Annotated in this window: 13 protein-coding genes; 7 read left to right on the top strand and 6 right to left on the bottom strand. The window is 72.1% G+C overall.

The window, feature by feature from the left end; all coding sequences use genetic code 11:
• Positions 1–56 precede the first annotated feature (56 nt).
• Positions 57–449 carry a GlcG/HbpS family heme-binding protein gene (locus G569_RS48195; RefSeq protein ID WP_037496321.1) on the bottom strand — a complete coding sequence of 131 codons (393 nt, stop codon included), beginning with the start codon at positions 447–449 and terminating at the stop codon, positions 57–59.
• Positions 450–537: 88 nt separating this feature from the next.
• On the opposite strand from G569_RS48195, the gene G569_RS57880 reads away from it, so the two are divergent.
• From G569_RS57880 to G569_RS0113610, 3 genes are all read left to right on the top strand, one after another.
• Positions 538–1203: a hypothetical protein gene (locus tag G569_RS57880; protein WP_028063809.1), complete on the top strand. Its 666-nt coding sequence runs from the start codon at positions 538–540 to the stop codon at positions 1201–1203.
• Positions 1204–1216: 13 nt separating this feature from the next.
• Positions 1217–2188: a YhjD/YihY/BrkB family envelope integrity protein gene (locus G569_RS48185; protein ID WP_053226320.1), complete on the top strand. Its 972-nt coding sequence runs from the start codon at positions 1217–1219 to the stop codon at positions 2186–2188.
• A 108-nt stretch (positions 2189–2296) separates the two neighbouring features.
• On the top strand, positions 2297–2662 hold the full coding sequence (locus G569_RS0113610) for a hypothetical protein (protein WP_028063808.1): 366 nt from the start codon (positions 2297–2299) through the stop codon (positions 2660–2662).
• Here the strand turns inward: G569_RS0113610 and G569_RS0113605 are convergent.
• The gene (locus tag G569_RS0113605; RefSeq protein ID WP_028063807.1) at positions 2659–4278 is read right to left on the bottom strand and encodes a PHP domain-containing protein; all 1620 of its coding nucleotides are present in this window, start codon (positions 4276–4278) and stop codon (positions 2659–2661) included. The two genes, G569_RS0113610 and G569_RS0113605, sit on opposite strands and share 4 nt — an antisense overlap.
• 59 nt (positions 4279–4337) lie before the next feature.
• Here G569_RS0113605 and G569_RS0113600 point away from each other — a divergent pair, with 59 nt between their 5' ends.
• Positions 4338–5711, top strand: coding sequence for an NAD-dependent succinate-semialdehyde dehydrogenase (locus G569_RS0113600; protein ID WP_028063806.1), 1374 nt, complete (start codon positions 4338–4340; stop codon positions 5709–5711).
• A 6-nt stretch (positions 5712–5717) separates the two neighbouring features.
• Here the strand turns inward: G569_RS0113600 and G569_RS0113595 are convergent, their stop codons facing one another.
• Complete coding sequence (locus G569_RS0113595; RefSeq protein WP_028063805.1) at positions 5718–6257, bottom strand: CGNR zinc finger domain-containing protein; 540 nt, start codon at positions 6255–6257, stop codon at positions 5718–5720.
• A 47-nt stretch (positions 6258–6304) separates the two neighbouring features.
• Between G569_RS0113595 and G569_RS0113590 the strand changes: the two genes are divergently transcribed.
• Positions 6305–7267 (top strand): EamA family transporter, encoded by a 963-nt coding sequence (locus G569_RS0113590; RefSeq protein WP_037496540.1) that lies wholly within the window; start codon positions 6305–6307, stop codon positions 7265–7267.
• 117 nt (positions 7268–7384) lie between these two features.
• Here G569_RS0113590 and G569_RS48180 read toward each other — a convergent pair whose 3' ends face one another.
• The 3 genes from G569_RS48180 to G569_RS0113575 form a co-directional block, all read right to left on the bottom strand.
• Positions 7385–8077 (bottom strand): DUF899 domain-containing protein, encoded by a 693-nt coding sequence (locus G569_RS48180; RefSeq protein WP_037496319.1) that lies wholly within the window; start codon positions 8075–8077, stop codon positions 7385–7387.
• Between the two features lie 96 nt (positions 8078–8173).
• Entirely contained in the window at positions 8174–9181 is a 1008-nt protein-coding gene (locus tag G569_RS0113580; protein ID WP_053226319.1) for a pyridoxal-phosphate dependent enzyme, read from the bottom strand.
• A complete protein-coding gene (locus G569_RS0113575) occupies positions 9178–10302 on the bottom strand; it encodes a M20/M25/M40 family metallo-hydrolase (RefSeq protein WP_211232982.1) in 1125 nt (374 codons plus the stop codon). The genes G569_RS0113580 and G569_RS0113575 overlap by 4 nt, the downstream gene beginning before the upstream one ends.
• A 71-nt stretch (positions 10303–10373) precedes the next feature.
• Here G569_RS0113575 and G569_RS48175 point away from each other — a divergent pair, with 71 nt between their 5' ends.
• Both G569_RS48175 and G569_RS57875 read left to right on the top strand, forming a co-directional pair.
• Positions 10374–11264 (top strand): LysR family transcriptional regulator, encoded by an 891-nt coding sequence (locus tag G569_RS48175; protein WP_053226318.1) that lies wholly within the window; start codon positions 10374–10376, stop codon positions 11262–11264.
• On the top strand, positions 11264–12553 hold the full coding sequence (locus G569_RS57875; protein WP_084284886.1) for a hypothetical protein: 1290 nt from the start codon (positions 11264–11266) through the stop codon (positions 12551–12553). The genes G569_RS48175 and G569_RS57875 overlap by 1 nt, the downstream gene beginning before the upstream one ends.
• The last annotated feature ends 436 nt before the right edge of the window (positions 12554–12989 follow it).

The raw sequence follows: 12989 nt of genomic DNA, 5'->3' as shown, positions 1-12989 counted from the left end.
TGAAGCTGACGACGACGGCGAGGAGTGAGCAAGCGAGCAGAGCCATGGCCCGCAGCTTACCCGTCCGGACCGGCTGACCGTTCGATCGCGCCGATCGCCAGCCGCTCGTCGACGTCACCGGGCAGCCCGCTGACGCCGACCGCCCCCACCCGCACGCCGTCCTCGAACACCGCCACACCGCCGAGGAAGAACGTGAAGAACGGGTCGAAGCTCGCGCGCTCCACCGGGTCGTCCCGCACCTTGTCGGCCAGCTCCCGCGTCGAGCGCGCGTCGCTGCGCGCCGCCGTGTAGGCCTTCCGCTGCGCGTTCAAGCGCGTGTCCGCCGCAGCGCCGTCCATCGTCGCCGCCGCCACCAGCTCACCGTGCGTGTCGGCGACGAACACCGACACCGAACCGGGCGCGCTCGCCACGACGTCCTCGACGATCGCCTGCGCACGGGCCAGTCGCATCCCGCGAGCCTATCGCGGGGCGTGCGCCTCCCGAAAGCGACGTGCAGACATCCTTGCGCGCGCGGCGCCCGCCCCCGACCGTTTGCGCATGTCGACGACGGACCCGCAGAAGGCGCCCACGGCCATCTCCGCCCGCTACGTCAGCGCCGACGAGCCGAGCGCGCCCAAGCGCCGCAACTGGTTCATCTGGATCAGCGCGCTGCTCGCCGTGATCGTGATCGCGCTGATCGTCTGGAACGTGAGCCTGCAGTCCGACCTCGACGACGCGAACGGGCAGGTCACGGACCTCCAGGGCCAGGTCTCCGACCTCGAGGGCCAGGTCAAGGACCTCACGGCCCAGGTCGGGGACGCCAAGGAGGCGGGCACCGCCGCCGCCGACTCCTACCGGACGGCCTACGAGGACCTGCAGAGCGAGCTCGGCACCACGCAGTCGGACCTCGCCGCCACCCAGAAAGAGCTGGAGTCCGCCCAGGCCGCGGCCGCGCAGGCGGAGAAGGACGCCGCGGCGGCCAAGCAGAACGTCGCGGACGCCAACACCGCCGCCGACAAGTCGCAGGCCGAGATCGACCAGGCGCAGGCGGACGCGAAGGCCGCCGAGGCGAACGCGACGTTCATCAAGGACTGCGGGAACACGTTCCTCGACCAGGTCGACGTCGTGCTCTCCAGCGACGACCCGGCGGCCGCGGCGACGAGCGCCAAGCAGGAGCTGCAAGGCATGATCGCCGACTGCAAGGCCGCGCTCGGGAGAGACTGAGGGGCGCAGCCACATGGCGCGGCGCGCCGCAGCCGACGCATCGCCCTCGCGCGCCTGGGCCGACAAGGGGCGCGTCTTCAAGACGCTCACGTTCTGGCTGCGCCCGGCGTTCGTCCTGCGCGTCATCAACCGCTTCCAGAAGGTCGCCGGCTTCGACCGCGCGATCGCGCTGGCCTCGAGCGGGCTGACCGCCGCCATCCCGCTGACCATCGCGCTCGGCACCGTGATGACGAGCCTGTGGGGCACGGACATCGCCGACTGGATCGTCAAGCGCTACGAGCTCACCGGCGCCGGTGCGCGCGCCGTCGAGGACGCGTTCACGCCGGCCGACGACGCGAGCGTGACGGTCATGGGCCTGCTCCTGGCGCTGCTCGCCGCGCTGAGCTTCACCCGCACGCTGCAGCGGGTGTTCGAGTCGACGTGGGACCTGTCGCCGCTCAGCTACCGCAACACGCTCAACGGACTGCGCTGGACGGCCGTCTTCGCCGCGTACGCGCTCGTGACCGGAGCGATCCACGCCTTCCTCGGCCAGGACGGGCCGGACGTCATCGCCACCTTCGTGACCGTCCCGATCGCCGGCGTCTTCCTGCTGTGGAGCGCCTACTGGCTGAGCGCCAAGCGGATCTCGCACCGCGCACTCGCACCGTTCGCGATCATCGGCTCGATCGCGCTCGCGATCTACGGACTCGGTGCCGCGATCTACGTGCCACGCCAGTTCACCACGTACGCCGACCACTACGGCGTGCTCGGCGCGGTGCTGGCGATCATCTCGGCCCTGTTCTGCGTCATGTTCGTCGTCGTCGCGGCCGCGACGCTCGGCCGCGAGATCCATGACGAGCTCGAGAAGATCCGCCATGGACAGCGGCCGCCGGACGACGAGGTGCGCCAGGAGTGGGACAACGTGATGGCCGAGGCGCACACGCGGTGGGAAGGGGCCCGCAAGCAGCTCGACAACTTCCGCGAACGTCGCTCGAGCAAGCCATAAACCGGCCTGTTGCGGGGCTGACACGGCAAGCGGTTTCTGGCCCCACGGGTTAAGCAGCATCAACATTCGAGGGTCGTGTCACCTCCGCGGCGGGCCGATGTTGATGACATGAACAACCCCATCCGCAGCATCCGCCGCGCCGCCGTCGTCGCCCTCGCCGTCGCCGCCGTCCCGGTCCTCGCGAGCCCCGCCTCCGCCGCTCCTTCGGGCCGCTGGCATCAGGGCAAGCGCACGAATACCGCGACGACGACCGCCACCACCACGCCCGCCCCGGCCACGACCACGGCCGCCGCGCCCGTCACGTCGGTGATCAGCATCGGCGGCTACGTCTTCTACAACCTGACGTACCTCGAGGCCGTCGAGGCCTGGCAGGCCGCCGTCGCCGCCGCTCCCGCCGGCTACACGCCGCCGACGGTCTACTCGGTCTCCGTCAGCACGACCGTCAGCGGCACGGTCGACCCCGACGGCAACTAGAGCTCGCTCAGCGGGCGGGTGTTGAGCACATCCGCCCGCGTCGCGCCCCCGCGCCGCGCGGTGTGGACCGCCAGTGGCATGTTCTGAAACCCGCCGACCGAGTGGGTGTCGGTGGAGCAGACGATCCGCACTCCCGCACGCAGCGCCTCGCGCACGTGCTCGCCGCTGAGATCGAGCCGCGCGGGCAGCCCGTTGACCTCGAGCGCGACGTCGTGCTCGAGCGCGACCTCGAACACGCGGTCGAGGTCGAGCGCGTTCTCCGGCCGCCTCCCGATCAGCCGCCCTTTCGGATGGCTCAGGCAGCGGACCGCCGGGTGGTGGAGCGCTTCCACGACGCGCCGCGTGAGCTCAGGCCCGGGCGTCCGCTGACCCGCGTGGACGCTCGCCTGCACCCAGTCGAGCTCGTCGAGCACATCGTCCGGCAGGTCGAGCCGGCCGTCGGGCAGGATGTCGCACTCGATCCCGCGCAGGATCTTGAACGGGGCGAGCACTTCGTTCGCGGCCGCGATCTCCTCCGCCTGCCGGCGGACGTCGTCGCCGGTGAGGCCGCGCACCGCTCCGACGGCGGGCGTGTGGTCGCAGATCGCGATGTACTCGTAGCCGCGCGCGCGCCCCGCGCGGCCCATCTCCTCGACGCTGAAGCGGCCGTCGGACCAGGTCGTGTGGCAGTGCAGGTCGCCCCGGATGTCGTCGAGCTCCAGCAAGGCCGGCGGCTCGCCGCGGAACGGTCGCTCGCGCAGCTCCGGCGGGACCCACGGCAGGCCGAGCCGCTCGTAGACGCCGGCCTCCGTCGGCGCGTGAGGCAGAGGTTCGAGCGCCGCGACGTACGCCGCGGTGCCGGTGGCGCGCACGAAGGCGGTGCCGAAGCTGCTCGGCGGGGAGGCGATCACGTCGACCGGCACGCCCTCGACGGTCAACCCCCGGCGATGCGCCGGTGCCGGCGGCGCCGCGGGCGCCTCCGGCGCGCCGAGCACCGCGACGATCTGCGGCAGCGCGGCGAAGCGGGCGAGCAGCGTCTCCGGGTCCTCGGTCGCGCAGACGACCACCAGTGCCTCGCACGCGTCGCGCCACCGGCGCACGTCGCCCGCGACCTCGCCGCCGAGCGCGCTTGCGACACCGCCGACGAGCGCGGCCGCGCGGTCGAGCATCAGCCCCGGTCGCGGCTCGTCTTCGCGCTCGAGCGCCTCGCGCACCTGCGCCTCGAGCTTCGGGCCGACTCCGGGGACATCGCGCAGTCGTCCGTCCGCGACCGCCTCGCGGAACTCCTCCGGGGTGCGAGCCCCCAGCGCCCGCGCGATGTCCACCGACCGCTTCGTCGTCAGCCCGAGGAAGCGCCCGAGGCCGACGAGCCCGGGCACCATTTCGCGCTCGAGCTCGCGCAGCTCGGCGATCTCCCCCGTCTCGACCAGCTCGCGCAGCCGCGCCTCGATCCCGGAGCCGATGCCCCGCAACCGCGCCGCGCGGCCGGTGCGAACGAGCTCCTCGACCGGCATCGGTGCCGCGCGGATCGTGTCGGCCGCCCGGCGGTACGCGCGCGGCTGATACGGGTTCGCCTCGGCGAGATCGAGCAGCGCGGCGAACGCCTCGAGGTGGTCGGCGATCCCCGCGTTGTCCACGTCAGTAGAGTCGCAGGACGGCCCCTGCGGCCCATGCGCACCCGTCCACGAGGGAGACCATGAGCACTTCCATCTACGCCGTCGTCAACCCGGCCACGGGCGAGACGCTCAAGACGTACGAGACCATCAGCGACGACGCGCTCAAGGACGCGATCGGCCGCGCCCACGACGCGCACGCGGCCTGGGGTCGCGGCACGAGCGTGGAGGACCGCGCGGCGATCATCGCGCGCGTCGCCGACCTCCACAACGAGCGGCGCGACGAGCTCGCCGAGATCATCGTCCGCGAGATGGGCAAGCCCGTCGAGCAGGCGCGCGGCGAGGTCGAGTTCAGCGCCGCGATCTACCAGTACTACGCCGACAACGGCGCCAAGCTGATGGCCGACGAGCCGATCGAGCTGCTCGAGGGCGACGGCTCGGCCTTCATCCGCCGCTCGTCGGTCGGCCTGCTGCTGGGGATCATGCCCTGGAACTACCCCTACTACCAGGTCGCCCGCTTCGCCGGCCCGAACCTGGTGACCGGGAACACGATCCTGCTCAAGCACGCGCCGCAGTGCCCGGAGTCGGCCGCGACGATGGAGGAGATCTTCCACGCCGCCGGCGTGCCGAAGGACGCCTACATCAACATCTACGCGACCAACGAGCAGATCGAGTGGGTGATCGGCGATCCGCGCGTGCAAGGCGTGTCGCTGACCGGCTCGGGCCGCGCGGGCGCGGCCGTGGCGGAGATCGCGGGCCGCAACCTGAAGAAGGTCGTGCTCGAGCTGGGCGGGTCGGACCCGTTCATCGTCCTGAAGGCCGACGACCTCGACGCGGTCGTCGAGCAGGCGGTCGGCGGGCGGTTGGAGAACAGCGGCCAGGCCTGCAACGCCGCCAAGCGCTTCATCGTCACCGAGGACCTCTACGACGGCTTCGTGGAGAAGTTCACGGCGGCGCTCACGGCCGTCGAGCCGGGCGATCCGGAGTCCTCCGACACCACCGTCGGGCCGTTGTCCTCAACCGCCGCGGCCGACCGGCTCGAGGCGCAGGTCAAGCAGGCGATCGACGGCGGCGCGACCCTCGCCGCCGGCGGCGGACGCGACGGCAACTTCTTCAAGACCGCCGTCCTGACCGACATCACCAAGGACAACCCGGCCTACACCGACGAGTTCTTCGGCCCCGTCGCGCAGGTCTACAAGGTGGGCTCGGAGGCCGAGGCGATCGAGCTGGCCAACGACACGCCGTTCGGCCTCGGCTCGTACGTGTTCACGACCGACTCCGAGCAGGCGCTGCGCGTCGCCGACCAGATCGAGGCCGGGATGGTCTTCATCAACGCGGTCGGCGCCGAGGGCGTCGAGCTGCCCTTCGGCGGCGTCAAGGCGTCCGGCTTCGGGCGTGAGCTCGGCCGCTTCGGCGCGGACGAGTTCGTCAACAAGAAGATGATCCGCGTCGGCTGACGCGGGTCAGGTCTGCCGCCTGCCGCGCGCGCGGTAGGCGGCGACCGCGTTGCGGTTGGCGCACGCGGTGCTGCAGAAGCGGCGCGAGCGGTTGCGGGAGAGGTCGAGCACGAGGCCCTCGCAGCGATCGTCGGCGCAGACGGAGAGCCGTGAGAGCTCGTCGGCGCGGATGACGTCGATCATCGCCATCGCGAGCTCCACCGCGACGCGGCGGTCGAGGGGCGCCTCGCTCGGGACGGCGTGGATGTGCCAGTCCAGCCCGTCGTGGCGGCGCAGCTGCGGGAGCGCTTGGGCCTCGGTGAGCAGCGTGTTGACGAGCTCCGCCGCGACGTCGCGCTCAGCCAGGAGGATCGCTCTCAAGGTCGGGCGCAGGGCCCTGAGGGCTTGGAGCTCCGCCTCGTCACCGTCGCGGCGCCCGGTGAAGGCGTTCTCTGCGTACCACGCGTCGAGCTCGGCGATCGTCGTCAGCGTGTCGGGCTCCGCCGCGCTGTTGACGAGCGACACCGCGGCTTTGAGCGAGGCCTCCGTGTCATAGGCAAAGAGCACGTTGACATCTTACAGGATGTCGCCTAAGGTCATCGGCCATGACGTCCATGAGCAATGACAGGCAGACCGGGATCGGGTTGGCGTTCGCGGTCGCCTCGGCTGCCTCGTTCGGGCTCTCCGGCTCGTTGGCGCGCGGCCTGCTCGACGCCGGCTGGAGCGCCGGAGCGGTGGTCCTGGCCCGCCTGGCGATCGGGGCGCTCGTGGTCGCGCCCTTGGCGTTCCGCGCCCTGTCCGGCCGTTGGGGGGCGCTGCGAACGAACGCGTGGTTCCTGCTGCTGTTCGGCGCCGTGCCGGTCGCGGGCGCGCAGTTCGCGTACTTCTCGGCCGTTCAGCGGATGGACGTCGGCCCGGCACTGCTGATCGAGTACACGGCGCCCGCCGCGGTCGTCGTCTGGCTGTGGCTGCGCAACGGCGAACGGCCCGGACCGCTGACGGTCGCGGGCGCCGGCCTCGCGGCACTCGGCCTCGTGCTCGTGCTGGACCTGCTTTCGGGCGCGGACCTGAACCCGGCGGGCGTGGCCTGGGCGCTGCTCGCGATGGTCGGCTGCGCGTCCTACTTCGTGCTCGCCGCGAAGCCGCGGGCCGACCTCCCGCCGGTCGCCTTGGCGGGGGCCGGCCTGGCGAGCGGCGCGCTGGTCCTGGCCCTGCTGGGCGTGACCGGCCTTCTCCCGATGTCAGCCACCACCGCCTCCCCGGTCTACGCGGGCGACGCGTGGGCGTGGTGGGTCCCGCTCGTCGGGCTCGGCGTGGTCACCGCGGGCCTCGCCTACTGCACGGGGATCGAAGCCAGCCGCCGCCTCGGCTCGCGCCTCTCGTCGTTCGTGGCATTGCTCGAGGTCGTCGCGGGCGTGACGTTCGCGTGGCTGCTGCTCGACCAGCTCCCCGGCGCCGCCCAACTCGCGGGCGGCGCGCTGATCATCGCGGGCGTGGTCGTCGTCAAACTCGGCGAACGTCCGAGGGAGCGCAGCGCCGTGCCGCTCGCGACGCTGAAGCCGGTCCGCGAGTCCTAAGCACGACCCTGGCCGCCATGGCCCGGGCGCGTGCGAGGATCAGGCCCGCCCCGGCGGCGAGCGCGGGCGTCAGCGGCAGCAGCTCCTCGACCGGGACGCCTCCGACGTGGGCGAGCATCATGTCGCGGCGTACGCGTCGTGGTAGTTCCACCACTGGTACGGCGGGGTCTGCGGGTAGCCCGCCGGCGAGTCCTCCCACGCCTCCTGGCGCCCGAGCGCGGTGATGTCGAGGTAGCTCCAGGTGGTGCCGAGCGCCTCGTCGCCGCGGCTGTCGATGAAGTACGTGCGGAAGATCCGGTCGCCCTCGCGGATGAACGCGTTGTGGCCGTGCCACTCCTCGACGCCGAAGTCCTTGTCGAAGTCGTCGGTGAGCGAGAACCACGGGATCAGGCCCCAGCCCATGCGCTGCTTGAGGTCCTGGATCTCGTCCTGGGGCGCGCGCGAGACCCATACGAGCGTCGTGTCGCGCGCGTTCAGATGGGCGGGGTGGGCGACCTGGTCGGCACCGAACGAGCACCCCACGCAGGCCCGGGTCGGGTACTCGCCGCCCGAGGCTGGGTACGTCGTGACGTCGGGCGCGAAGAACGCGCGATAGACGATCAGCTGGCGGCGGCCCTCGAACAGGTCGAGCAGGCTCACCTCGCCGTCCGGGCCTTCGAAGCGGTAGTCCTTCTCGACCGCCATCCACGGCATCCGGCGGCGGTCGGCGGCGAGCGCGTCACGGGCGCGCGTGAACGCCTTCTCCTTCACGAGCAGCTTCTCGCGCTCGGCGTCCCATTCCTGTGGCGACACGATCGGCGGCGTATCCATCGGTGCTCCTTCCTCGAGGGGCGATCTAACGGTTAGACACCCCCGGGCGTATGAATTCATCGGTAGAGCGGAGCGCCCCCGCCGATCTCGACATCCTCACGCGGAATTCGCGGCGATTCCCTCCGTGCTGACGAGGACGACCGTCGCCGCCTCCAGCCCCGCGGCGTCGAACCCCGCGAGCGCGGCGGCGCCGCACGGCCCGGCGGCGAGGCCGGTGGCGTGGAGCTCGCGCATCGCCGCGCGGGTCTCGTCGTCGGTCACGCCGATCGCGGCGTCGAGGCCGTCGCGCACCGCGGGCCACGCGATCGAGGAGACCGTGCCGCAGTTGAGGCCGGCCATGATCGTGGGCGCGGACGTGTCGACGCTCACAGGCGCGCCCGCCGCGAGTGACGCGGTCACGCAGGCGGCGGTCACCGGCTCGACGGCCAGCACGGCGGGACGCGGTCCGTCCGCGCTCCGGTAGTGCTCGAGCGCCGCCTGCAGGAGGGAGCCGACCCCGGTGGGGACGACGACGAGATCCTGTGTCAGTCGCTCGTCGATCTCGGCGAACAGGGTCGAGTAGCCGGTCACGATCGCGCGCGGAATGGCCTCGTACCCGTCCCACGCGGTGTCCTGGATCAGCAGGTCGCCGCTCGCCGCCGCCATACGGACGGCGTCGTCGTAGATCGCGCCGGTCTCGACGACGTCGGCGCCCTCGTCGCGGATCGCCTGGATCGTGCTGTCCGGGAGCCCGCCGGCCACGTAGATGCGCGCGTTCAGGCCGAGCTGGCGCGCGACCCAGGCCAGCGCCCGGCCGTGGTTCCCGTCGGTCGCGGTCACGAGCGTCACGTCGGTCTCACGCGACGCGAGCTCGGCGAACGTGGGCGCCGGCGTGAGGCCGAGCTGCGAGCCGATCGCGACGTTGGCGGCCCAGGAGGCGCCGAGCACCTTGAACGCCGGCAGCCCGAAGCGGTCGGACTCGTCCTTGACCCACACGCCCGGCCGGACCTCGGCCAGCGGCGTCGCGGCGTAGCCGGGGATGCTGCGGTGGAAGGCGAGCGCGTCGCCCGCCCGGGCCGGCGCGATCCATTCGCGAGCCGCCGCGTTGGTCGCGAACGGCCTCACGCGCAGACCTCGGCGGCGAGCTTCGTGAGCGTGCGCGTGACGGTCTCCATCGACGCGATGCTGACCCATTCCCGTTCCGCGTGCTCGCCCTCGCCGATCGGCCCGAACAGGAGCGCCGGGATGCCCGCCGCGGCGATGAAGGCCGCGTCCGTCCAGTAGGGCGCGCCGGCCAGGGGCGGCACGGCGCCGAGCTCGGTCGCCGCGAGGTCGCGGGTGAGCCTGACCAGCTCGTGGCCGGGGTCGATGGCGAAGGGCTTGCGGACCAGGCCGATGTCGAAGGAGGCCCGCAGTCCGGGCTGCGCGGTTCGCGCTTGCTCCAGCAGCGCCTCGAGCTCGCCCGCGAAGGTGGTCTCTCCGGGGAGGGTGCGCCGCTCGACGGTGACGGTGCAGCGCGCCGGGTAGGAGGACGCCTCGACGCCGCCCACGATCGTGCCGGCGTGAACGGACCCGCGGCCGAGCAGCGGGTGCGGGTCGCGGGCGGCGAGGGTGACATCGAGCGCCCCGACGCCGGCGAGCACCGGCGCCATGTGGACGATCGCGTCGACGCCCAGCTCCGGCCGCGAGCCGTGAGCGGCGGTCCCCTCGACCAGGAGGTCGGCCCAGACGAAGCCCTTGTGGGCGATGACGAGCTCGTGCCGGGTCGGCTCCGTGATCACCGCCGCGTCGGCGCGCACGTGCGTAAGCGCCTCCTGAATCCCGAGCGACGCGTGCTCCTCGTCGGCCACGCACGCGACCACGACGTCGCCCGCGAGGCCCGCCGCGGCGGCGTCGCGGGCGGCGATCAGCGTCGCCGCGAGCCCGCCTTTCATGTCACACGTCCCGCGGCCGTAGAGACGGTCGCCGTCGCGGCGCGGCGTGTGCGGATCGGCCATGCCGTCGACGCCGACGGTGTCCGTGTGGCCGCACAACAAGAGTGTCTTTCCGCGTCCGCGTCCGCGAGCGGTCACGAGCACCGACGGCCGGCCCGGCGTCGCGTCCAGGATCTGCGCTTCGAGGCCGTTCGCCCTCGCCCACCCGGCGATGAACGTGGCGATCTCCGCCTCACCAGCGCCGCCGGGCACCAGGGCGGGGTTGACGGAGTCGATGGCCACCAGCTCGGCGGCGAGGTCTGCGACGGTCACGGCCAGACATGGTTGCGGTGCGCGCCGATCAGCACAAACGATTTCTGATGAAACGCGGATAAGCTCAACTGATGCTCGACGCCCGTTGGCTTCGAACGCTCGCCGCCGTCGTCGAGCACGGCTCGTTCGGCGGCGCGGCCGCCGCGCTCGGCTACACGCAGTCGGCGGTCTCCCAGCAGATCTCCGAGCTCGAGCGCGCCGTCGGCCTCACGCTGCTGGAGCGCCGGCCGGTCCGGCCGACCGCCGCGGGCGAGGTCGCGCTGAACGCCGCACGCCACGCCGGGGCGGTCCTCGACGCCGCCGCGACCGAGCTGCGCGCCCTGCGCGACGGCACATCCGCCACGGTCCGCATCGGCGCCTTCCGCACCGCTGCCGAGCACATCGTCGCGCCGGCCCTGAAGACCTTCCGGGACGTGCACGTCTCGATCTCCCAACTCGAGACCCGCGACGCCTACGACGCCCTGATCGCCGGCGAGCTCGACCTCGCGGTGACCTTCGAGGACCGCCCCGGCGGCGTCCCCCTCCCTCCACCGATCCGGCTGCGCCGCTTGATGACCGACGCCGTCCTCGTCGCGCTCCCCGATGACCACCCGCTCGCCGCGAAGCCGCGGCTCGCGCCGTCCGACCTCGTCGACGAACGCTGGATCGACGCGCCGGACGCGAGCGTCTCACCCACCCTCGCCCGCATCCTCCCCGTGCGCACGCGCGGAGCCGCCTACGACGGCGACGACTTCGCCGTCGTCCTCGCCCTCGTCGCCGCCGGCCAGGGCATCGCGCTCGTCGCCGGCCTCGCCGCCCAGCAGCTCCCACCCGGCGTCGTCACCCGCCCGCTCGCCGCACCGGGCCTGGACCGTGACATCAACCTCGCCCGCCTCGACCTCCAGACCGTCCCACCCGCCGTCGCCGCCCTCGAAGCCCACCTCACCGCAACTCACCGCACCGAGAAGCGTTCTCCGATGTAATGAGTGCTGTTCGTCTGAAAGTGGCGGTCATCGTCGCATCGCTCGTCATGCCCGCCAGCGCGGCCGCGGCCGGCCCTGTCCCGATCGACATCGGACCCGGTGGAGGAAGCTCGATCAACGCCAAGGGCCAGATCGTGGGCTTTCAGCGCATCTACGCGCCGGGCTGGCTCTGGAAGCAGGGGGCAGGGATGACGTTCGTCGGATCCCAGCCGGTCGCGATCAACGACGCTGCAATGGTTGTCGGCAGCCACTCCGACGGCGGCGCCTATCTATGGACGCCGTCGACCGGGGAGGTTCGGCTGGGCACGCTGGGCGGGCGGCTGTACCGAGTGGCCTGGGCGTACGACGTCAACAACCGCAGTGAGATCGTCGGCAGGGCCCGCGACGGGTCGCCCGTCAACCCGACCGAGCGAGCAGTCCTGTGGACCCCGGAAGGGTTCATGGTCGACCTCGGTTCGTTGCCGAACACAGACCACGCCATGGCTGCCGCGATCAACGACCGCGGCGAGGTCGTCGGCACCAGCGGCGAAGGCGGGAGCAACTCCATCGGAGGACACGCGTTCCTGTGGACGCCGGCCGGCGGGATGATCGATCTCGGCACGCTTCCTGGCGCGAGCGTCAGCGGGGCCACCGACGTCAATGACAACGGTCAGGTCGTCGGCTGGAGCTACGTCGGCAACGACGCGCATGCGTTCCTGTGGACCAAGGCCCGCGGCATGGTCGACTTGGGCACGCTCCCCGGCACCGATTCGAGCTCTGCCACGGCGATCAACAACCGTGGCCAGGTCGTAGGCGTCAGCGGCGACCGCCCGTTCCTCTGGAGCCCGGAGACGGGGATGACCGCGCTCGACCTCCTGCCCGGGGCGACGGGAGGCGGCGCCTTGGCAATCAACGATCAGGGCCAGGTGGCTGGCACCAACCTGTTCCCCTACACGCCCGAAAAGAGCGAGCGTGCCGTCCTGTGGGGTGCCGACACGACCCCGCCCACGGCGAAGCTCACCGCCCTGCCCGGCGAGAAGCTCAAGGACGTCCGCACCCGCGGCCTGCGACTGCAACTCACCGTCAGCGAGCCCGGCAGCACCGAGCTCACCCTGACGCGCGGCAAGACGCAACTCGCCACCAAGACGCTCAACGCCGCCGGAACCACCGCCGTCACCTTCAAGCTCGACCGCAAGCTCCGCGTCGGGCTGCGCGACGTCAGCAAGGCCACCTTCACCGTCCGCACCGCCACACGCGACCGCGCCGGAAACTCCACCGTGACCACCACCAAGGTCACGATCAAACGCTGATGCGACGTCCCTGCGCAACCGCGCTGATCATCGCCTAGGCCGGGCCCGTCCCGATCGAGATCGAGCGCGGCGCGGCGTACGGGATCAGCGACAGCGGCCAGATCGCCGGCACGGTGGGTGAGGACGTCGCCACCACCGGGAGCCCTCACGCCGTCGTCTGGACGCCGTCGGGTGAGCGGATCACTCTGGGCGCGTTGCCGGGCGACTCCATCAGTTCGGCCGCTGACATCAACAATCACGGTCAGGTCGTCGGCACCAGCGGCGGTCGCCCGTTCCTGTGGACACGGTCGGAGGGCATGGTCGAGCTCGGCGTCCCGGCCGGCGCCCAATACGCCGCGTCCACCGCGATCAACGACCAGGGCCTGGTCATCGGCTCATACGGATCCGAGAAGCACGCCCGCGCGCTGCTGTGGTTCGGCGACACGACCCGGCCCAC

The organism is Solirubrobacter soli DSM 22325 (assembly GCF_000423665.1).
GTDB classification, from domain to species: domain Bacteria; phylum Actinomycetota; class Thermoleophilia; order Solirubrobacterales; family Solirubrobacteraceae; genus Solirubrobacter; species Solirubrobacter soli.
This window is presented reverse-complemented; position numbering and strand designations above follow the sequence as displayed.

Excerpts from the sequence above, each read along its gene's own strand:
- G569_RS48195 (WP_037496321.1), bottom strand. The coding sequence starts at position 449 with ATGCGACTGGCCCGTGCGCAGGCGATCGTCGAGGACGTCGTGGCGAGC.
- G569_RS57880 (WP_028063809.1), top strand. The coding sequence starts at position 538 with ATGTCGACGACGGACCCGCAGAAGGCGCCCACGGCCATCTCCGCCCGC.
- G569_RS48185 (WP_053226320.1), top strand. The coding sequence starts at position 1,217 with ATGGCGCGGCGCGCCGCAGCCGACGCATCGCCCTCGCGCGCCTGGGCC.
- G569_RS0113610 (WP_028063808.1), top strand. The coding sequence starts at position 2,297 with ATGAACAACCCCATCCGCAGCATCCGCCGCGCCGCCGTCGTCGCCCTC.
- G569_RS0113600 (WP_028063806.1), top strand. The coding sequence starts at position 4,338 with ATGAGCACTTCCATCTACGCCGTCGTCAACCCGGCCACGGGCGAGACG.
- G569_RS0113590 (WP_037496540.1), top strand. The coding sequence starts at position 6,305 with ATGAGCAATGACAGGCAGACCGGGATCGGGTTGGCGTTCGCGGTCGCC.
- G569_RS48180 (WP_037496319.1), bottom strand. The coding sequence starts at position 8,077 with ATGGATACGCCGCCGATCGTGTCGCCACAGGAATGGGACGCCGAGCGC.
- G569_RS48175 (WP_053226318.1), top strand. The coding sequence starts at position 10,374 with ATGCTCGACGCCCGTTGGCTTCGAACGCTCGCCGCCGTCGTCGAGCAC.
- G569_RS57875 (WP_084284886.1), top strand. The coding sequence starts at position 11,264 with ATGAGTGCTGTTCGTCTGAAAGTGGCGGTCATCGTCGCATCGCTCGTC.